We start from the raw sequence: 18,692 nt of genomic DNA, 5'->3' as shown, positions 1-18,692 counted from the left end.
TGTATACCCGTCGTGCAACCTGAATCATTCAGGGTATTACGTTCGCTGAACCTAGCTCTTTTTTGCCAGAGCGACGTTCAACGACCAAAGTTCTTTTCGTTCTTCCGCCGTCAGACCGTGGGTTCTGTCGCGGGCGATCAGCGTTTCCAGCCGCTGCTCCAGTATGGAGTCATATAGTTTAGCTAAAGAATCTAAAAACGTGTCTTCGATCATCTCTTCAACGATCATGTGGTTCCACATGGCCAGCATTTCAAGCTGCTGGCTAAACTTATTGCCTCGATAAAGCTCCAGAAGCTGCCCCGTCGTCAGCCCCGGCTGGGACAGGCAGGTTTTCACCAGTTCGATAAACAGCGGCACGCCGGCCAGTTCCGACTGCTCAAGCCCATCGGTTGACGGCACCAGCGTCGCCATTTGCGGGCGCTGAATCAAAAGCCCGATCAGCAGACGCATGGTGGTGCGTTTGAGCTGCGGCATCTGCTTTGTCTGCTCCGTATCCAACTGCTTGGGCATCAGCTTTTCAAGCTGCGCGTCGTCCAGAATGCCGAGCTTCATACCAAGCTCTTGGCGTAGATAGAGGCGGAGCGTTTCGCCAGGCACTTTACCGATAAGGGGCAACGCCAGTGTACTAAGTTTAGCACGCCCGTCCGGGGTGCTGAGGTCCACCTGCGGCAGCAGCGTGTCGAATAAAAACGTCGATAAGGGCTGTGCCAGCTCCATGCGCCGTTCAAACGCCTCTTTGCCCTCTTTACGCACCAGCGTATCCGGGTCTTCGCCTTCCGGCAGGAACATAAAGCGCAGCTGACGGCCATCGTTCAAATAGGGCAGGGCCGTTTCCAGCGCTCGCCAGGCAGCCTCTCTCCCTGCATTGTCGCCGTCGTAACAGCAAATCACGCTGTCGGTATAGCGGAACATCAGCTGAATGTGCTCCGCCGTCGTCGACGTCCCCAGCGAGGCTACGGCGTAGTCGATGCCGTACTGGGCCAGCGCGACGACGTCCATATAGCCTTCCACCACCAATAGCCTGTTGAGCTGGGGGTGGCTGAGCTGGGCTTCATAAAGGCCGTACAGCTGGCGGCCCTTATGGAAAATTTCCGTTTCCGGCGAGTTCAGATACTTGGGCGTACCGCTGCCCAAAATGCGCCCGCCGAAGGCAATCACCCGCCCGCGCTTGTCGCGGATGGGGAACATGACGCGCTCGCGAAAGCGGTCATAGGTGCGGCCGTTGTCGTTGGTCACCAGCATGCCGGCGTTGCTTAAAAGCTCACGACTTTCCTGCGCACGGCCAAAGCGCTTAAGTACGTTGTCCCAACCCGACGGCGCAAAGCCGATGGCGAAACGCGAGATAACCTCATCGCTCAGGCCGCGCTGGGCCAAATAGTCGCGCGCGTTTTGGGACTGAGGAAGCTTGAGCGCTTCCTGATAAAACGTTGCCAGAGGGTCCATCAGCTGATAAAGATTTTGCCGCTGGTGGCGCTCTAGCTGGCTGGTGCCGCTTCCTGCCTCATAGGGAACCTCGAGGCTGTGCATGGCGGCCAGTTCTTCAATACTTTCGACAAACTCCAGTCGGTCAAAGTTCATCAAAAAATCAATGGCGTTGCCGTGGGCTCCACAGCCGAAACAGTGATAAAACTGCTTTTCGCCGTTAACGGTAAAAGAAGGGGTTTTCTCATTATGGAATGGACAGCAGGCGTGATAGTTCTTGCCCTGCTTTTTCAGCTTTACCCGAGCGTCGATAAGGTCGACGATGTCGGTTCTGGCAAGCAGGTCATTGATAAACACGCGTGGGATTCGTCCAGCCATTCAGCCTCAAAATCGTAAGTCCATAAATGAGAACAAGCCGCGCTTCCTTATGGAAAGCACGGCATGCTTGCAGTCGGTTAGCTGGCCTTCCTTAAGGAAGTGCGGCTACGTTTCGCGACAAGTCTCGCAATAACGACCGATGCGACACCAACCTGCGCGGTCAACGCGTGCCCGGCAGAAAGCCGGAATGCATTAGTACAGGCGGGTGCGGCGTGCGTTTTCGCGAGCCAGTTTCTTGGCGTGACGCTTTACTGCAGACGCTTTAGCGCGCTTACGCTCTGTGGTCGGCTTCTCGTAGAATTCGCGGCTGCGAACTTCTGCCAGGATGCCCGCTTTTTCACAGGAACGCTTGAAGCGACGTAACGCAACGTCGAACGGCTCGTTTTCACGTACTTTAATTACCGGCATGTACCTTTCACCTCAATAAGAAATCGGTTTGCTGCTGACGTTATCACCAGCGATATTCAAAATGGTGCGGAATTCTACTTCGAACCGGGGGTGTTTGTAAACCCCCGATGCGGATTCTCTCACCGTTGCGCCGTTCGAATCGGCAAGGTTTTTATTTATTCTAGTTCTGGCTTTGGCCTTTGATTGGCGAATTTTTCGGCAGGGCTTCCTGCGCTTTTTCCACCAGCTGGATAAATTCGCCGCGCAGCTCGAACCTGTCGTCGTCTTTACCTGCTTTGGCCAGCTTCAGCGTATCGTCCAGCGTGAACTGGCCGGTAGCTGCGCCGTTATACTTCAGTTGCTGCGCGAACGCGGCTACCGCAGCGGCAAAGCGGAAGTCTTTGCTGCTTTGCATCAGCGAGGTACTCATCTGCGAGCTGGGTACCGGCAGCTCAATGCGCTGCGGGGCGCTCTGTTCGGTAGGCTGCTGATAGCGCAGGTGTACCATGGCCATTTCCTGCGTCGGACGCAGATAGGTATTGGCGTTAGGCGTAAAGGTTTCGCCTTCCCAACCGCCGTTGCTGCCGGCCGGAACCACTTCATACAGCGCGGTCAGGGCTTGCCCGGTAACGACAACGCCTTGGCCTTCGTCTGTCGCGTTCGTCGGCTGATAACCCAGCAGGCGATAGGCTTTTACGAAGCTCGGGTTAAATTCCACCGTCATGAGGAAATTTTTGGCTACCGGCGTTTGGGTTGAACGAAGCTGCTCGGCCCAGGTTTTTTCCGCATCGCGCTCGTTGTCGATGTAGCCGTAGACGCCGTGGCCGATAGTCGCCAGCTCCGCCAGCGCGGAAGGCGCAAAGCGGTTAACCGCGAAGCCCAGCGTCGTTAAGGAAATATCCGCAGTCTGAGCGTCGGAGAAGAAGCTCTGCGCCTGCATCACGTTTTTGAAGCCAGCGTTAAAGCCGCTGCCGCCCGCCAGAATCACGCGGTTAACGCCGTTGGCGACGTAGTGTTCTTTCGCTAACTGGTAGGCTTGCGCAAGGCGCGATTCGCTGCCCTTACCGGCCCGGCCGCTTTTAATATTGTCGATAGCGGACAGCATTTTATCCTTGCTGCTGCCGGGCGTCGGCGCCAGCAGGATGCCGTTGTCGCCGGCGTAGGTCAGAATCGCCAGGCTGTCTTGCGGCGTCAGCTGATTTACCAGCTTGGTCAGGCTTAGCCTTACCAGCGAAAGATCGGTGTCATCCGGATTGACCAGAACGACGATATTGGCTGAACGGCGCTCTGCTGCCTGAATATCGTCTGCTTTTACTACGACGCGCAGCAGCTTGGTTTCTGAATTCCACGGCGTGTTGGCGATTTCGCTTGAAGCCGAGAAGGGGATGCGCCCCTGAGGCTGCGGGTAGCTATAAGGGAAGAAGTTCACCCAGTCGTTTAGCTGAATTGACTGCCTGTCGGGGAGCTTGCCGTTGACGAGCGAGCGGCGTGCGTTGAGGTAGCTGCCGTTGTTTTGCCCAGCGGATATCGACATTGCCGGGCCAGCGCTGCTTACTGTGTACATCGCGCCTTGTTCTGCGCCGGCGGTCGTTTTTGCCGCAGCGGGAAGGTTCGCGTTGGGATCCGTCGAGCTACAGCCGGCAATGACCAGCGTACTCAATAGGGCCAGAGAGGCGATTTTGCGGTTCACTCTGTAGGCTTTCGTCATTTCAGTCTCGATCAAGTGGTTGTTTGGAATGGAACGGGCGCCGAAAAGCGTATACCCGTCATACTTCAAATTGCAACTGCTTGGACGGGCGTCTTTCAGCGTGTTTTAGCACGTTTGGCGCGTAGTTTAGCGGAATCGGTAGGCGGCTGTCGCTATCAAGTAGCATTTTTACACAAGCTGCCGTTAAGTCCTCCGCTCCTTATGCTATGATCGTCGCTGTTTTTTTGAAGTCTTGCGGGTTAATGAGCTATGCGCATTTTGGGAATTGAAACGTCGTGTGATGAAACCGGCGTCGCCATTTATGATGACGAGCGGGGGCTTTTGGCCGACCAGCTCTATAGCCAGGTCAAGCTGCACGCCGACTACGGCGGCGTTGTCCCTGAGCTGGCCTCGCGCGATCACGTGCGCAAAACGGTGCCGCTGATCCAGGCCGCGATGAAGCAGGCTGGGCTTACCCCGGCGGATATTGACGGCGTGGCCTATACGGCGGGGCCGGGGCTTATCGGCGCGCTGCTGGTCGGCGCGACCATCGGTCGGTCGCTGGCGATGGCCTGGAACGTGCCTGCGGTGGCGGTGCATCATATGGAAGGGCACCTGCTGGCTCCGATGTTGGAAGACAATCCGCCCGAGTTTCCCTTCGTGGCGCTGCTGGTTTCCGGCGGGCATACTCAGCTCATCAGCGTGACGGGCGTCGGGCAGTATAGCCTGCTGGGAGAGTCCATTGACGACGCGGCGGGCGAAGCGTTCGACAAAACCGCTAAGCTGCTGGGGCTCGACTATCCGGGCGGCCCGATGCTGTCTAAAATGGCGCAGGCGGGAACCGCCGGTCGCTTTACTTTTCCTCGGCCCATGACCGACCGTCCGGGGCTGGACTTCAGCTTTTCCGGCCTGAAAACCTATGCTGCCAACACCGTTCGCCAGTCGGGAGACGATGAGCAAAGCAAGGCGGACATCGCCCGAGCGTTTGAAGACGCGGTGGTGGACACGCTAGCGATTAAGTGCCGCCGCGCGCTGGATGAAACCGGCTTTACCCGATTGGTGATGGCGGGCGGCGTCAGCGCCAACCGCACGCTGCGTAAAAAGCTGGCGGAGATGATGGCCGCGCGAGGCGGAGAAGTGTTTTACGCGCGTCCGGAATTTTGTACCGATAACGGCGCAATGATTGCTTATGCAGGCATGGTCAGGCTGAAGGCGGGAGAGCACGCCAGCCTTCCGGTCATCGTCCGCCCGCGCTGGCCGTTGGACCAGCTGCCGCCGGTTGCGGCGGCTTGAGAATGGTTATTCCGGCGATTCGTCTTTATCAGACGCGTCGCCGTTTTTCTTTTTGCGGAACCTGTCCCAAATTTTACTTTCCTGCCCGCGCCACAGGCGCTGAATGTTGTCGTGGTGGCGAATAAGCACCAGGCAGGAGAGCATCGCGACGGGAAAGGTGAACTGGGGTTTGAACCACCACACGTAAAACGGCGCTATCAGCGCGCTAATAATCGCGCCCAGCGAGGAGTAGCCGCTAAGCAGTAGAGTGAGAAGCCAGGTGCCGGTCATCAGGCCGGTGATATCCCAGCCGATGGGCGCGATGGCGCCGAAGGCAGTGGCAACGCCCTTACCGCCTTTAAAGTGGAAAAAGATGGGGTAGATGTGTCCCAGACAGGCAGCGATAGCCACCAGCCCTAGTGAAAACGGGGGAAGGTCCAGCTTGTAGGCGGCCCAGACGGGGAGCATCCCCTTGAGCACGTCGAAAATAAGTACGGCGGCCGCAGCGCCTTTGCCGCCGATGCGCAAAACGTTGGTCGCTCCGGGGTTGCCGGAGCCGTTTTCCCGAGGGTCGGGCAGCTTTGCGATTCGGCACACCAGCACTGCGCTGGAAATCGAGCCGCACAGATAAGCGATAATGATCATGCCAAGCGCGATAGCACTCATAAATTCGCTCCTCATATTACGGTTGTCGTTTTACTCCTGATAACTGTGGATAATACGCACATTCGATAAGAAGTGGTACGTCTTAATTGAAAAAACAGAGAGTCAAATCATGGATACCGTCTTTATAGAACGACTTGAAACGTTTACTACCATTGGCGTTTATGATTGGGAACAGACCATTACGCAGCGTTTGGTGCTCGATATCGAAATGGGCTGGGACAATAAAAAAGCGGCGGCCAGCGACGACGTCGCTGACTGTTTAAACTATGCTGAGGTCAGCGATGCGGTGGTTGAGCTGATTGAGGGAGGCCGCTTTGCGCTGATTGAGCGCGTAGCGGAAGAGGTGGCAAAACTTTTAATGCACCGTTTTTCCATTCCCTGGGTTAGAATTCGCCTCGACAAGCCGGGCGCGGTCGCGAGAGCGGCAAGCGTTGGCGTCGTGATTGAACGCGGCTCGCGCGAAGCGCGCATCGCTTGAACTAACTGCCCGGCGGCCTGTCAGAGATTGACGGATAAAACGTTCACGGGTCTTTTTTGAAAGGCCCCTTTTTTTGTCTTTTTTCTTTCATAAGGTGTTTTTTTGATGGATGGCTTACACGATCTCGTCGTCGCGTTTATTCTTGGCGTTGTTGAGGGGCTAACCGAGTTTCTGCCGGTCTCTTCTACGGGGCATATGATCATCGTTGGCGAGTACCTGGGCTTCTCCGGCGATACGGCGTCAACGTTTGAAGTGGTGATTCAACTGGGTTCTATTCTGGCCGTCGTCGTGGTGTTTTGGCGCCGGATGTTTGGGCTTATCGGCATCCACTTCGGTAAAAAAGAGGTGCCTCATGAAGGAAGGGGAACAGGCCGCCTGACGCTTATCCATATTATTCTCGGCATGCTGCCCGCTGTGGTGGCCGGTTTTGCGCTTCACGACAGCATTAAAGAACATCTTTTCGGCGCGAAAACCGTGATGTATGCGCTGATTGCGGGCGGCCTGTTGCTGATCGCCGCCGAGCTGCTCAAGCCTAAAAAGCCGAGAGCGGAAGGGCTGGACGACGTGAACTACCGTCAGGCTTTCATTATCGGCTGCTTTCAGTGTCTGGCGCTATGGCCCGGATTTTCCCGCTCCGGCGCGACTATTTCCGGCGGCATGCTGATTGGCGTCAGCCGCTACGCCGCGTCGGAGTTTTCGTTCATCCTGGCGGTGCCGATGATGCTGGGGGCAACCATTCTGGTGATGTACAAGAGCATTGGGCATCTGGCGTGGAGCGATCTGCCGATGTTCGCCGTGGGCTTTGTCACCGCATTTTTGGTCGCGCTGGCGGCGATTAAAACCTTCCTGAGCCTGATTAAGCGCTTTTCCTTTATTCCGTTCGCTATCTATCGCTTCTTCGTGGCGGGCGTGATTTACTTTGTGTTTTTCTAAATGCGCTCTATGCCCGGCGACGCGAACGTGCGCCGGGCATAGGGCCTGTCAGGGCAGGACGGCGACGCTGGCGTAAGCGATGCCGCTATAGTTTCCCGGCGTATAGCCGCCATAGGCGCGCGACGATTCAAAAACGAAGGCAATGCTTTTTTCCGCATGAGTGCTCATGGGCGTCAGCGTGTAGTCGTGCTGTGCGCCGCTGTAGAGAAAGGTTTTTTTCCCGGAATCGTCGACCGTCGACACGGTATATTCCATTTTCTCAGGCCCATTGCGCCCATAGCCATTGAGCGAAAAGCGTTGGCCCGTGGCCGATTGACCATCGTCTATGGTGATCCTTACTCGTTCGGCTTCGGTGCTGTTGCTCCATATGCGCAGCGGTTTTACCGCCAGAGTATCGGCCGATAGCGTTGCGGGCGCGGCGTGTTGGCTGCCGGAAGGGGTTAAGCTCAATGCGATTTCAGTGACGGGGACGCCCTGAGCATCGGTAATGGTCGCGCTTTCAGGAACGTGCGCCGACAGAAGAAAGCGCGTGTCGTAGTTGGCGGGCTGTGTAGCGAAGGCATAAGCGCTCAGGACAAGGCCTGCGAGGAGCGTTGTTGGGTACAAAGGATTCATGGCGGCACCTACCGATAAGGTTAAATAAATTTACGCTGTCTGCGCTGCCGCTTCCCAATGTTGGGAACGGCATGCAAGCAGGACGAGACACAATCCATTTAATCTCTATCATTCGTAAGGATAGCCGAACTTGTTTACTTATGCCTGAATGGGCGGTTGGCTGTCTATCCAGGCGCGGAGCGCAGCGATGCGCCGTTGGGTTAATTCGTCTTTTATCGCGATACCGCTAAATCCCGCCGCGACGATCTCTTTTACGCTGACGGCACAGGCCACGCGATAGGCTTCGTTGAGATAGTCCGCCTGCGGATAGGGCTTCTCCTGCCACCCTGTACGCCCCCGGTAGTCGGCTTCGCTAACGAGCAGAAGCTGCTCTAAGCGCTGCGGCTTGCGCCAGACGTCCACGGTATCAAACAGCTCGAGCAATGCCTCCGGAGACAGCCTGTAGACGGAGTGGATCCGATCGTGAAATTCAGACACCAGTCGAGCCAGTTCGCGCGTCGCGTTGGGAATTCGATAGCGCTGGCAGATGTCTTCCACCAGCCGGATCCCCGTCGTGCCGTGGCCGGGATGGTGAGGCCAAAGGTTCGGCGGCGTCAGCCCCTTGCCCACGTCGTGCAGGAGTGCGGAAAAGCGCACGTCGACGTCCTTACTTAGGCGCGCAGCCATCTCAAGCACCATCAAAACGTGGACGCCGGTGTCTATTTCCGGGTGCCACTTCTCCGGCGCGGGAACGCCAAACAGGGCGTCCAGTTCGGGGAACAGCACCGCCAGCGCGCCGCAGTCGCGCAGCGTCTGGAAAAACGTCTGGGGCGCATCGGTTTTCAGCGCCTTTTCCGTCTCTTTCCAGACCCGTTCGGGCGTAAGGTGGGCGATTTCACCGGCGTCGACGATCTCTTTCATCAACTGCAGCGTTTCTGGCGCGATAGTGAAGCCCAACGGCGCAAAACGCGCGGCAAAGCGGGCCGCGCGCAGTACGCGCACGGGGTCTTCCCTAAAGGCGAGCGAGACGTGACGCAGCACCCTTTGCTCAATATCGCGCTCCCCGTGGTAGGGATCGATAAGGGCGCCGTCTGCGTCCTGCGCGATAGCGTTGATGGTGAGATCGCGGCGAAGCAGATCCTGTTCCAGCGTGACGTCCGGCGCGCTGTAGCAGCTAAAGCCGGTATAGCCTGCACCGGTTTTGCGCTCGGTGCGGGCCAGCGCGTGTTCATCGTGCGTATCGGGGTGCAGAAAGACCGGAAAGTCCTTTCCCACCTGCTGATAGCCTAGCGCCAGCATTTGTTCGGGCGTAGCGCCGACTACCACCCAGTCGCGTTCATGAACGGGCAGTCCCAACAGAGCATCGCGGACGGCACCGCCAACGAGATAGGTTTTCACATCGCCTCCGCGCGAAGAGCGTATTCAGACATTGAATAAAAACGCCGGCCAAAGGGCACCGGCGTTACTATCGTTTTCGACAAGCATTCTGCGTTTAGTTCATCCAGCGGTCTTTCTTGCGACGCGGGATCAGGTACGGTAGAACCAGTCCTAACAGCAGGCCCAGCCCGGCGACGCCGCCGCCGTACATGAACCACTGCTGAATAATGGTGCGCTGTTTGTCGTCAAGCTGTAGGCTGATGTCGCTGACGCTTTTGCGTGCGGCCGCCAACTCTTCCTTCAGCTTTTGGTTTTCCTGCTTTAGTTCATTAATGATACCGTCGCTGCTGGAGACCTTTTGCTGCATTTCGGCAGTGCGCTGGTTCCAGCTGTTATCGATATTGGCAAGCTTGTCGGTGAGATCTTTGACCTGCTGCTCAAGTGCCGGCACCTTTTCGCTCAGGCTGGGCTCAGTGCTCAACTGCGACAGGGGAAGCCAGGCGGTGCGGCCTTTGGCGTCGGTAATTTGTGCGTACTTGGTGTCGTTGTTGACGCTAACCAACTGGACTTTTTCACCCGCGTTAATCGCGCCGGTGATCCGATGGTTGTCTGATGGGCCGCCGCGCAGGTAGGTGATAAGGTCGTCCGAAATATAGCGAACTTCGGCCGCCGCGGCGCCGAAAGAGGCGATGCTGAGCGATATCAGCAGAAGCGTCGAGAATCGTTTGAATTTAAGCATCGTCAGTATTTTTTTATCTTCTGTTGCGAAATAACATAGCTATGGATAGTAGAGATTTCAGGGGCGCGGTGCAAATGTAAAACCCGGTTAACCGCGTAAATAGGATTAATCACTTTCCTGTGGCGGTTATTCTCCTGAAAAACGGTGGAAATTGTTACACTGAAAGCATCGTTTAAATATATACCCTAAATATTTCGAGTTGCATGACGGGTATAAGCATGCCGTGACGGCAGTGGAAATGGGCCTATGAGTATTGAAGTCGAACTGAAGTTTATCGTCGAACCGACGACCGTTGAGGCGCTGAAAGTCCTTGTTGCGGGCTGGCCCGTGCAGAGCCGCGAAACGCTGCGTTTGTCCAACACCTATTATGACACCGCCGACGGCCTGCTGCGCCGCCATCGGGTAGGGCTGCGAGTTCGGGGAAACGACGGGCGCTTTGAAATGACGCTGAAGTCCGGCGGCAGTCATGTCGGCGGCGTTTCTCATCGGGCGGAGCATAACGTTCCGTTAAAGAGTGAACGCTTGGAGATAGGCCTGCTGCCCGAAAGCGCGTGGCCTGAAGGAATAAGCGCATCCGGGCTTGAGGGCGTGCTGGGCGCGCTGTTTACTACAGACTTTACCCGCGAAGCCTGGCTGGTGAATGAAGGCGAAAGCCAGATTGAGGTCGCGCTGGATCTCGGAGAAGTTCGGGCCGGTGAACAGCGAGAGCCTATCTGTGAGTTGGAGATGGAGCTGAAAGCGGGGCGCGTTGAGGACGTTTTAGCGCTGGCGAAAAGGCTGGCGTCTGCGACCGGCGTTCGTTTGGGTAGCCTGAGTAAGGCGGCGCGAGGATACCGGCTTTCGCAAGGGAGCGCCGAGCTGATGCCGGCGCCGTTTGGCCTTTTGGCGCTCCCGGCGAGAGCGACGGTTGAACAGGGTTTTTGCGCCGCTCTGGAGTGGGCCCTTGCTCACTGGCAGCGCAACGAAGCCAGCTGGTTTGAAGGGCACGCAAACGCGCAGCAGGAAGTCAGGCGCGCGCTGGTGGCCGTTCGGCAGGCGATAGCGCTGGTGGGCGGCATGATCCCGCGCAAGGCGTCGAGCGCGCTCAGAGAGCGGCTGCTGGCGCTGGAAGAGAGGCTGTCGGCTCGCCATGCGGCCAGCGACGTCTGCTATGGCGAAGGCTATTTGGCGCTGAAGCTTGAGCTGATGGACTGGATGCTCGGCCAACGGTGGCGCGCGTTTATCGACGAGCGCGACGAGAAAAAACTGAACGGTTCCTTCAAGCGCTTTGCCGACGTGATGCTGTCTCGCTGTCGCGCCGAGCTTAAAGAGGCGTTTTGCGCGCCGCTGACGCCGGACGAATACAAAGACCGTAAGCCTCGCCTTGAACGCATGATTATCGCGTTTTGGCTTTTGTCCGGCGCTTATCCCGACGCGGCGGCGGGCTATATCGACGCCTGGCAGCTGCTTTATGACGGTGCGGGCGATCGCGAAGCGCATCGGCTCCGGGCGCTGGCGCAGCCTGGATTTTGGTTAAGCGGCGACGGGCGCGCCTGAGCCCCTTTTTAATTAAGGAAATGCCATGCAATCGCTTCCTCCATTACTTGAAACGCAGCGCCTGAAGCGGCAAGAGGCGCTTTTGGCGCTGTCGTCTGAACTGCCGAACCTCACGCCGGAAGACGGCGTCGCGCTGGCATTGAGCGACTTTGTCAGCGAAAGCCTGACGTTCCGACCAGACTGGCTGAATGAGCTGTACCGCATTGCGCCGCAGGATGACGGCTTGGAGCGCTACCTTGAGTGGCTTGGGGCCGCGATGGCTGAGGTGACGGACGAAGCGTCCCTGATGCGAACGCTGCGCCTGTTTCGTCGCCAAATGCTGATGCGCATTTCCTGGGCACAAAGCCTGTCGCTGTGCTCTACGCAAAAGACGCTGGCACAGCTGAGCGAACTGGCCGAAACGCTTATTATTGGCGCGCGGGACTGGCTTTACGCGCAGTGCTGCCGCGAATGGGGCACGCCGGTCAACGCGCAGGGAGAAGCGCAGCCGCTGCTGATCCTGGGGATGGGAAAGCTGGGCGGCGGCGAGCTTAACTTCTCTTCCGACATCGATCTTATCTTTGCTTACCCGGAAAACGGGGAGACCCGAGGCGGGCGTCGCGAGCTCGACAACGTTCAGTTCTTCACTCGCCTTGGCCAACGCCTGATTAAGGCGCTGGATCAGGTGACGATGGAAGGGTTTGTCTATCGCGTCGACATGCGCCTGCGCCCGTTCGGCGACGGCGGCCCGCTGGTGTTCAGCTTTAGCGCGCTGGAAGACTACTATCAGGAGCAGGGGCGCGACTGGGAGCGCTACGCGATGGTCAAGGCCCGCGTGCTGGGAGACGCGGGGGAAGCCTACGCCGAAGAGCTTAAGCGGATGCTGCGCCCGTTCGTGTTCCGTCGCTATATCGATTTTAGCGTGATTCAGTCTTTGCGCGGCATGAAGGGCATGATCGCCCGCGAAGTCCGCCGTCGCGGCCTGGCCGACAATATTAAGCTCGGCGCGGGCGGCATTCGGGAAATCGAGTTTATTACTCAGGTTTTTCAGCTTATTCGGGGAGGGCGGGAGCCCAAACTGCAGGGGAACGCGCTGCTGCCGACCCTTGAGGCCATCGCCGAGCTCGAGCTGCTGTCGAGAGAGCAGGCCGATGCGCTCAGGGATAGCTACCTTTACCTGCGCCGCTTGGAGAACCTGCTGCAGGCGATTGACGATAAGCAAACTCAAACTCTGCCGACCGATGAGCTAAACCGCGCACGGCTGGCCTACGGCATGGGGTGCAGCGACTGGGCCGAGATGATGAGCGTGCTGGATCGGCATACGCAGGCGGTGCGCGAAGTGTTTAGCTCGCTTATCGGCGAGGACGCGTCTGAGGGGGAAGAGGAGCGGAGCGCTCAGGGGTATGTCACGCTCTGGCAAGACGAGCTGAGCGAGGAAGAGCTTGCGTCTCTGATGCCGAAGCTTGGCGGTGAGGCGCAGCGGGGCGTCGGCGAACACCTGAACGCGTTTCGCCACGATCTGGACAAGCGAGCCGTCGGCCAGCGCGGAAGGGACGTGCTGGATCGCCTGATGCCAAGGCTGCTGGCGGAAGTCTGCCAGCGGGACGACGCCGATAGCCTGCTGCCGCGGCTGACTCACCTGATTGCCTGCATCGTGACGCGCACCACCTATCTGGAGCTGCTGGTTGAATACCCGTCGGCCATGACGCACCTGATTCGCCTGTGCGCGGCGTCGCCGATGGTGGCGCAGCAGCTGGCGAACTACCCGATCCTGCTTGACGAGCTGCTGGACGTCAGTTCCCTGTATCAGGCCATCCCGCTGAGCGCTTACCGCGACGAGCTGCGGCAGTTTTTGCTGCGCGTGCCGGAAGAGGACGAAGAGCAGCGGCTGGAAGCGCTGCGCCAGTTTAAGCAGACCCACATTTTGCGCACCGCGGCGGCAGATATCGCCGGCGCGCTGCCGGTGATGAAGGTCAGCGATCACCTCACCTACCTGGCTGAAGCCATTATTGGCGCCGTCGTCAGGCAGGCGTGGTTCCAGATGACGGCTCGCTACGGCCAGCCGACGCACCTGCAGGAGAGAGACGGACTAGGGTTTGCGGTGATAGGCTACGGCAAGCTGGGCGGCATCGAACTGGGCTACAGCTCCGATTTGGATCTGGTTTTTCTTAACGACTGCCCGGACAACGTGGCGACGGACGGCCCGCGCAGCATCGACGGTCGACAGTTCTACCTGCGGCTGGCGCAGCGTATTATGCACCTGTTCAGCGCCCGCATGGCGTCGGGCATTCTGTATGAGGTCGATGCCCGGCTGCGGCCCTCCGGCGAATCGGGCCTGCTGGTGACGACGCTGGCGGCGTTTGAAGAGTATCAGCGCAGCGAAGCCTGGACCTGGGAACATCAGGCGCTGGTGCGCAGCCGGCTGGTCTATGGCGATGCTCAGTTGCAAGCGGCGTTCGACCGCGTTCGCCACGAGACGCTTTGCCTTGCGCGCGATGAGGAAACGCTCAAGCGGGACGTGCGGGAAATGCGCGAGAAGATGCGCGTCCATCTGGGCGGCAAGTCAGCGGATCTTTTCGATTTGAAGGCCGACGAAGGCGGCATTACCGATATCGAGTTTATCGCCCAGTATCTGGTGCTGCGCTATGCCCACGACACGCCAAAGCTGACCCGCTGGTCGGACAACGTCAGGATCTTCGAGCTGATGGCGAACCACGGAATTATGGATGAGGAAGAGGCGATGGCCCTGACCCGCGCCTACGTGACGATGCGTGACGAAATCCACCGTCTGGCGCTGCAGGAAACGTCCGGAAAAGTCGCGATGGACGCCTTTATCCCTGAGCGGACGCAGGTTAAAGAGAGCTGGCGGCGGTGGCTTGGGGAGTAGGGACGTTGACAGAGGGCTCAGTGTGAACAGGCTTATTGCGAATATCCGATTTTTTCCCGCGTCCGAAAGCGGAAGAAAAGGAGATATCCCGGCGATACGCTACGGCTGCCCGGTCTTTTTCGAGAGCGTTGAGGCGCTTTCCTCCCACGGCTACGATTGCCGGATATTGTTTGATGAACTCGGGCGCGGCGCGTTTTTGGGAGAGACCGTTCATGCGGTGCCGATGATCTTTCTTTCACCCGATGAGGTTTTTCACCATGTGCGTGTGGGAACGACGTTTCGCCTGTGGGAAGGTGGGTTTATTGCTCAGGGTGTGGTGGTAGGGATATTGCCGTCGTCGAGTGCTACAACCGTTGTTCATAACAACGAGTACGAAGAATGAATGTCGCCGTTAGGACGATTGCGCAGAATGAAAAAGGCGTTCTTATCACCTTTGATTCCCCCTATGGCGAAGGCGTCGGCTATTGGCGAGGCGGAGCCGAACCCTTGCCGAACGGCGTTTTTTACGTGGAGTTTGACGTTGACTGGCCGCTATCCTGCGACAGCTGTCGCCCATATGATGGGGAGTGGCTTGGTTTTTGTATTGAAAATGAGTTACTGCTTATTCGCGCAGCGGTAGAAGCCGTCGATGAAGATGGAATGGCGTTTATCCGCGTCGCGAACGACTGTCTGTTGATGCTAGATACGAAAGAGGCATTTTCGCCTGTTGTCGGCTCTCGCTGGGAAATTACCGTACCGCAGGAGCGTATGGGGATCTATTTCCACCAATAAAGCTGACGGCGGTGGTTTAGGGAGAAGAGGATCTTCCCCCTGTGCTATAGCCCCAGTTTCCCGGGGCTATTAAAAACTACCGGCCAATATTTTTTTCGATGCGGCTAATGTCTGCTTTATCGAAGGTAATATTGGTCTTCTCTCCGCCGTCGGCGAGGATCTTTTCTGCAATAGCTTCCGTTACGGGCGAAATAATGTTGAAGTGATCGCCGCCGCGCAGCATGTATGTGTAGAACGGAACGTTTTTCCGCTTAGCGACGTCGCCCATATCGTCAAACTCGCTCCAGTAATATTCCTGCCCTTCAAAATAGAAGGTTGGCGTGGTGATGGAGGTGACAAAGAACTGCGGCGAACGCAGTTTGAACTCCTGAGCGTTACGTTGATCGAAAGGAACGTTGACCATCATACGCCCTCCCTCTATTCGCTTTTTCAAATCGGGAATGCCGCCGAGGGAAAATACTGCGCGATAAGCCGAGGAAAGCTCACTGGCCAGTAGCGCCCTGGTGCCGCCGGTACTGTGGCCGACTAAATAGATGCGCTGCGAGTCGACATACGGTTGCTGGGCCAGCCAGGCGCGGGCCGATTCCAGATCGTCCAGCTCGCCATAGAACATTTCGTAGCGGCCTGGGTTAGCGTTTTCAGCCCTAAAGCTTGGCACCATCATAACGAGCCCCGCCTTACGGAAGGCGCTGCCGGTTTGGTCGTTGTCTCTGGGCTGCGGCTGCCAGAAAAAGTCATCGTTGCCGATTCCACCATAGCCGCCGATAAGCCAGATAACCGCCGGATGCTTTTTACCGTCTTGAGGGTTGGGCGTGACGTAGGCTGCCATCTGGCCATCTTTTGCCGGGTAGCTTATCAGGTTAAAGATCTCTTTAGGGGGAGTGGCCGGCACGCCGTCACCAACAAAGCTGGTGTTGATAATATTGGTCTGGAAAGCGGCGCGCTCGGAGGACAGCGTTGGATTATTGCTGGTAGCGCTTTCGTCTTGGCCGCAGCCTGCAAGCGTGAAAAGCCCCATAAGCAGCAGCATAGAAAAGGGAGCTTTAGTTCGTTTTGTCATAGTAATCGTCCTTGATGAAATGATATTCTCGCACATACTGCCAGTGGTTATAGGGCATTTCAATGAGTCTCTCTATTAACCCATTGCGAAGTCTGCAATAAAGCGCTCCGATGCTTTCTTTCCTGAATTCAAGCGGGCTTTTGTATTGAAAATGAATTACTGCTTATTCGCGCAGCGGTAGAAACTGTCGATGAGGACGGAATGGCGTTTATCCGCATCGCGAACGACTGTCTGTTGAGGATCGATATGGAAAGCATTTTTCAGCGAAACTCATTAAGGTATTTCCAGTAAAGTTACGCGGTTTAACGCCGGGTTATTTCCACCAATAGCGGAATTCAGTTTAAAAGGACTTATTTCTATGGCGCTCCTACTCAACGTCTACTCCACGCTGCATACGCCGTCGGCGCCCGCTTTCCCGCATCGTCTCAACCATCGTCGCGATCGCTCTGACCCCGAGCTTAAGCCGCATTTAAACGGATTTCAGGGCTATGTTTATGAGAAAAGCGGCAGTCAGATGACGGCTCACCTGTATCACCTGCTGCAGCACATTGGCCGCGTTCAAACCCAGTTCAGTCTAGAGATTGAAGAAGAGAATACGGACGCGTTTTTCGACTGGATGCGCCAGGTGAACGGCATCTGTTTTTGTAATGACGGCTCGGTGATATCTCCTGAGGGCGAGCTGTTGGCGACCCCAGGGGAGGGCGATATTACCGGCTCGGTGCCCTATCCTGCTGACGCGTTGGCCCGAAAGGCGAGTAATGACGCATACTGCCAGAAGTTGGGCGTGCGCGTCGCCAATTCACTGCCGCCGGTGATGGGGGAGGGCGAAGCGGTGCTGCGTTCGGCGAAAGAGGTGGCCGAGCGCTGCGTGGCTTTGCTGTCCGTCGCGGCGCGGGCGTTAAGTCTTTCTCAGGACGAAGGCGATAATATTGAGAATATTTATTCTCGCCTGCCGCTCGCCGCATCGCTGTTAAGCCCCGAAGAGGCGCGCTTTATGGCGGAGCCGTCTCCGCAGGAGCAGGACGTCATCAACGCGGTGTGGCGCTACGAAGCTCTGGCGCTGCTGTTGTGGAGCTTAGGCAAGATAGACAAACTTTCCCTGCCGACCGAGATTTGCGACGTTGATGGGGTAACGGACCTTATTCTGGCCGAAGATACGCAAAGCTTTATCGACGCCGCTCGGCTTCGCCCGGCGGATGAAATTTTAGACGCGTTGGATTTGTGCTATCGCCTGCACTGGGCTATCCGCGAGGCGGGGCAGCAAGGGGAGGTCGTTCCCGCCAACCTGTCCGGCAGCGTCATCAGCGAACGCCACCATGCCCTGAACTGGCTGGTGCGATTTGAAGACGCAGAATGGGACGAGGTCGATACGCCGACCTGAGTAGTTTAAAAATAATCACACGGAATTGATTGAATCAAATGACTAAAACGCAAAAAAATATCCTGATAGGCGCCGCGCTGTGCCTGTTTTTTATCGTCGGCTCGGGTATGGCCTACATCTGGTACAACGTGTTGCAGCGCTGGGATTCACGGGATGTGCCGACGGCGACCGAGGAGCACCATGAGGGTGTCTACGTGGCCAACGGGCTGGGCGACGATCAGGTGAGAGAAACGCTTATTTTGGAACTGAACGGAAGCGCCTTCAGCCTCAAGGTCGATGCCGATACGCCGACCAACGAAGTCGCACTGCCGCCGATAACGACGATTGTCCCCTATAAAATCTCCGGCGAGGCGCTGATGGAAGGCGGCGCTTCGCTCACCGTAACGGGCGGCGGCGCGCTGTTGCCGAATAATTTCTTGAAAAAAGAGATGGCGAAAGCCAAAACGATGGCGGAATTCTATGACGTCTGGCAGAAAACGGTAGCGCAGCTCAACCGTCACGGAGCGGGGCTGGCCGTTAAAATGGTGGACGCCGACTTCTCGCCACAAGAGATAGCCAAAGCACAGGCCCGCCTGGGCGTAAAGCTGCCTTCGTATTATCTTGAACTGGCCCATGAAGGGCACGCCTGGCAGGTTACGGGTACGGGAAAAGAAAGCGGTAAGGCGTTCAGGCTGCTTGCGCCGTCGGAACTGATAAGCGCCGCCGACTGGGTGGAAAAAAACGTCGGCAGCCCGGAGTGGAAAACGGCTCGAGCGGATGTTTATCGCCAACTGAAAAAAGAAGTCGTGTTCGCCGTAAGCAGCGGTGAGCCGTGGGTCATTCGCTACGGCGATAAGCCCTGTGAGGACGGAAGGCCGCCTGTCTATACGGGATATATCGATAAGGAGCACTTTTTGATTGAGGACAGCGATTCGTTTTCCAACTATACCTATCGAGGCAGGCTGTGCTCTGGGGCTGAGGACTTGGCGTTTTGGCATCCTCTCATGGGCTACGCCTTGCGGGACGTGCTGCCGGAGGAAGCATTTACCTTTGTGGATAAAAACTCAGAGCTGAGAGTCACCCGCGCAAGCGAATCGCCGGAGGGCGAGCTTAAGGGGTATTTGCAAGGCGAGTGGTTTTAACGCGCGTCCACAATATGTTGCGTT

General features: G+C 57.2%; 16 protein-coding genes and 1 pseudogene. 9 read left to right on the top strand and 8 right to left on the bottom strand.

Annotated features, from left to right (window positions below; translation table 11 throughout):
* Window positions 1-51 precede the first annotated feature (51 nt).
* The 3 genes from dnaG to V8L73_RS14705 all read right to left on the bottom strand — a co-directional run bounded on the left by dnaG (window position 52) and on the right by V8L73_RS14705 (window position 3,895).
* Complete coding sequence (dnaG, locus tag V8L73_RS14715) at window positions 52-1,800, bottom strand: DNA primase (protein ID WP_027275018.1); 1,749 nt, start codon at window positions 1,798-1,800, stop codon at window positions 52-54.
* A gap of 192 nt (window positions 1,801-1,992) precedes the next feature.
* A complete protein-coding gene (gene rpsU, locus V8L73_RS14710; protein WP_027275017.1) occupies window positions 1,993-2,208 on the bottom strand; it encodes a 30S ribosomal protein S21 in 216 nt (71 codons plus the stop codon).
* 160 nt (window positions 2,209-2,368) lie between these two features.
* Window positions 2,369-3,895 (bottom strand): vWA domain-containing protein, encoded by a 1,527-nt coding sequence (locus V8L73_RS14705; RefSeq protein WP_261832579.1) that lies wholly within the window; start codon window positions 3,893-3,895, stop codon window positions 2,369-2,371.
* A 249-nt stretch (window positions 3,896-4,144) separates the two neighbouring features.
* On the opposite strand from V8L73_RS14705, the gene tsaD reads away from it, so the two are divergent.
* A complete protein-coding gene (tsaD, locus tag V8L73_RS14700) occupies window positions 4,145-5,167 on the top strand; it encodes a tRNA (adenosine(37)-N6)-threonylcarbamoyltransferase complex transferase subunit TsaD (protein ID WP_027275016.1) in 1,023 nt (340 codons plus the stop codon).
* Window positions 5,168-5,173: 6 nt separating this feature from the next.
* Here tsaD and plsY read toward each other — a convergent pair whose 3' ends face one another.
* Window positions 5,174-5,812: a glycerol-3-phosphate 1-O-acyltransferase PlsY gene (gene plsY / locus V8L73_RS14695; protein WP_027275015.1), complete on the bottom strand. Its 639-nt coding sequence runs from the start codon at window positions 5,810-5,812 to the stop codon at window positions 5,174-5,176.
* A gap of 109 nt (window positions 5,813-5,921) precedes the next feature.
* Between plsY and folB the strand changes: the two genes are divergently transcribed.
* The gene (folB, locus tag V8L73_RS14690) at window positions 5,922-6,290 is read left to right on the top strand and encodes a bifunctional dihydroneopterin aldolase/7,8-dihydroneopterin epimerase (protein ID WP_027275014.1); all 369 of its coding nucleotides are present in this window, start codon (window positions 5,922-5,924) and stop codon (window positions 6,288-6,290) included.
* Between the two features lie 34 nt (window positions 6,291-6,324).
* Window positions 6,325-7,223: pseudogene (gene bacA, locus V8L73_RS14685) on the top strand (undecaprenyl-diphosphate phosphatase).
* 48 nt (window positions 7,224-7,271) lie between these two features.
* Here bacA and V8L73_RS14680 read toward each other — a convergent pair.
* From V8L73_RS14680 to V8L73_RS14670, 3 genes are all read right to left on the bottom strand, one after another.
* Entirely contained in the window at window positions 7,272-7,838 is a 567-nt protein-coding gene (locus V8L73_RS14680) for a hypothetical protein (RefSeq protein ID WP_027275012.1), read from the bottom strand.
* Window positions 7,839-7,976: 138 nt separating this feature from the next.
* Window positions 7,977-9,215, bottom strand: coding sequence for a multifunctional CCA addition/repair protein (locus V8L73_RS14675; RefSeq protein WP_347253338.1), 1,239 nt, complete (start codon window positions 9,213-9,215; stop codon window positions 7,977-7,979).
* A 94-nt stretch (window positions 9,216-9,309) separates the two neighbouring features.
* Window positions 9,310-9,933: a TIGR04211 family SH3 domain-containing protein gene (locus tag V8L73_RS14670; protein ID WP_261832574.1), complete on the bottom strand. Its 624-nt coding sequence runs from the start codon at window positions 9,931-9,933 to the stop codon at window positions 9,310-9,312.
* A 246-nt stretch (window positions 9,934-10,179) separates the two neighbouring features.
* On the opposite strand from V8L73_RS14670, the gene V8L73_RS14665 reads away from it, so the two are divergent.
* Genes V8L73_RS14665 through V8L73_RS14650 form a run of 4 tightly spaced genes read left to right on the top strand, consistent with a single transcriptional unit; the run spans window position 10,180 to window position 15,106 of the window.
* Window positions 10,180-11,469, top strand: coding sequence for an inorganic triphosphatase (locus tag V8L73_RS14665; protein WP_347253337.1), 1,290 nt, complete (start codon window positions 10,180-10,182; stop codon window positions 11,467-11,469).
* Between the two features lie 25 nt (window positions 11,470-11,494).
* Window positions 11,495-14,335 (top strand): bifunctional [glutamate--ammonia ligase]-adenylyl-L-tyrosine phosphorylase/[glutamate--ammonia-ligase] adenylyltransferase, encoded by a 2,841-nt coding sequence (gene glnE, locus V8L73_RS14660; protein WP_422655591.1) that lies wholly within the window; start codon window positions 11,495-11,497, stop codon window positions 14,333-14,335.
* A gap of 22 nt (window positions 14,336-14,357) precedes the next feature.
* A complete protein-coding gene (locus V8L73_RS14655; protein ID WP_347253336.1) occupies window positions 14,358-14,717 on the top strand; it encodes a hypothetical protein in 360 nt (119 codons plus the stop codon).
* A complete protein-coding gene (locus tag V8L73_RS14650; protein ID WP_261832570.1) occupies window positions 14,714-15,106 on the top strand; it encodes a hypothetical protein in 393 nt (130 codons plus the stop codon). The genes V8L73_RS14655 and V8L73_RS14650 overlap by 4 nt, the downstream gene beginning before the upstream one ends.
* Before the next feature lie 76 nt (window positions 15,107-15,182).
* Here V8L73_RS14650 and V8L73_RS14645 read toward each other — a convergent pair whose 3' ends face one another.
* Window positions 15,183-16,166 (bottom strand): alpha/beta hydrolase family protein, encoded by a 984-nt coding sequence (locus tag V8L73_RS14645; protein WP_347253335.1) that lies wholly within the window; start codon window positions 16,164-16,166, stop codon window positions 15,183-15,185.
* A 358-nt stretch (window positions 16,167-16,524) separates the two neighbouring features.
* Between V8L73_RS14645 and V8L73_RS14640 the strand changes: the two genes are divergently transcribed.
* Window positions 16,525-17,547, top strand: coding sequence for a DUF4272 domain-containing protein (locus tag V8L73_RS14640; RefSeq protein ID WP_347253334.1), 1,023 nt, complete (start codon window positions 16,525-16,527; stop codon window positions 17,545-17,547).
* Between the two features lie 38 nt (window positions 17,548-17,585).
* Window positions 17,586-18,668 carry an SMI1/KNR4 family protein gene (locus V8L73_RS14635; RefSeq protein ID WP_347253333.1) on the top strand — a complete coding sequence of 361 codons (1,083 nt, stop codon included), beginning with the start codon at window positions 17,586-17,588 and terminating at the stop codon, window positions 18,666-18,668.
* Window positions 18,669-18,692: the final 24 nt, after the last annotated feature.

It is taken from the genome of Leminorella grimontii (assembly GCF_039789245.1).
GTDB classification, from domain to species: Bacteria; Pseudomonadota; Gammaproteobacteria; order Enterobacterales; family Enterobacteriaceae; genus Leminorella; species Leminorella grimontii.
This window is presented reverse-complemented; position numbering and strand designations above follow the sequence as displayed.

What these genes read in the sequence shown, in the direction of transcription:
- V8L73_RS14705 (WP_261832579.1), bottom strand. Translation starts at nt 3,895, where the DNA reads ATGACGAAAGCCTACAGAGTGAACCGCAAAATCGCCTCTCTGGCCCTA.
- folB (WP_027275014.1), top strand. Translation starts at nt 5,922, where the DNA reads ATGGATACCGTCTTTATAGAACGACTTGAAACGTTTACTACCATTGGC.
- V8L73_RS14645 (WP_347253335.1), bottom strand. Translation starts at nt 16,166, where the DNA reads ATGACAAAACGAACTAAAGCTCCCTTTTCTATGCTGCTGCTTATGGGG.
- V8L73_RS14665 (WP_347253337.1), top strand. Translation starts at nt 10,180, where the DNA reads ATGAGTATTGAAGTCGAACTGAAGTTTATCGTCGAACCGACGACCGTT.
- glnE (WP_422655591.1), top strand. Translation starts at nt 11,495, where the DNA reads ATGCAATCGCTTCCTCCATTACTTGAAACGCAGCGCCTGAAGCGGCAA.
- V8L73_RS14680 (WP_027275012.1), bottom strand. Translation starts at nt 7,838, where the DNA reads ATGAATCCTTTGTACCCAACAACGCTCCTCGCAGGCCTTGTCCTGAGC.
- V8L73_RS14670 (WP_261832574.1), bottom strand. Translation starts at nt 9,933, where the DNA reads ATGCTTAAATTCAAACGATTCTCGACGCTTCTGCTGATATCGCTCAGC.
- rpsU (WP_027275017.1), bottom strand. Translation starts at nt 2,208, where the DNA reads ATGCCGGTAATTAAAGTACGTGAAAACGAGCCGTTCGACGTTGCGTTA.
- V8L73_RS14640 (WP_347253334.1), top strand. Translation starts at nt 16,525, where the DNA reads ATGGCGCTCCTACTCAACGTCTACTCCACGCTGCATACGCCGTCGGCG.
- dnaG (WP_027275018.1), bottom strand. Translation starts at nt 1,800, where the DNA reads ATGGCTGGACGAATCCCACGCGTGTTTATCAATGACCTGCTTGCCAGA.
- tsaD (WP_027275016.1), top strand. Translation starts at nt 4,145, where the DNA reads ATGCGCATTTTGGGAATTGAAACGTCGTGTGATGAAACCGGCGTCGCC.
- V8L73_RS14650 (WP_261832570.1), top strand. Translation starts at nt 14,714, where the DNA reads ATGAATGTCGCCGTTAGGACGATTGCGCAGAATGAAAAAGGCGTTCTT.
- V8L73_RS14635 (WP_347253333.1), top strand. Translation starts at nt 17,586, where the DNA reads ATGACTAAAACGCAAAAAAATATCCTGATAGGCGCCGCGCTGTGCCTG.
- plsY (WP_027275015.1), bottom strand. Translation starts at nt 5,812, where the DNA reads ATGAGTGCTATCGCGCTTGGCATGATCATTATCGCTTATCTGTGCGGC.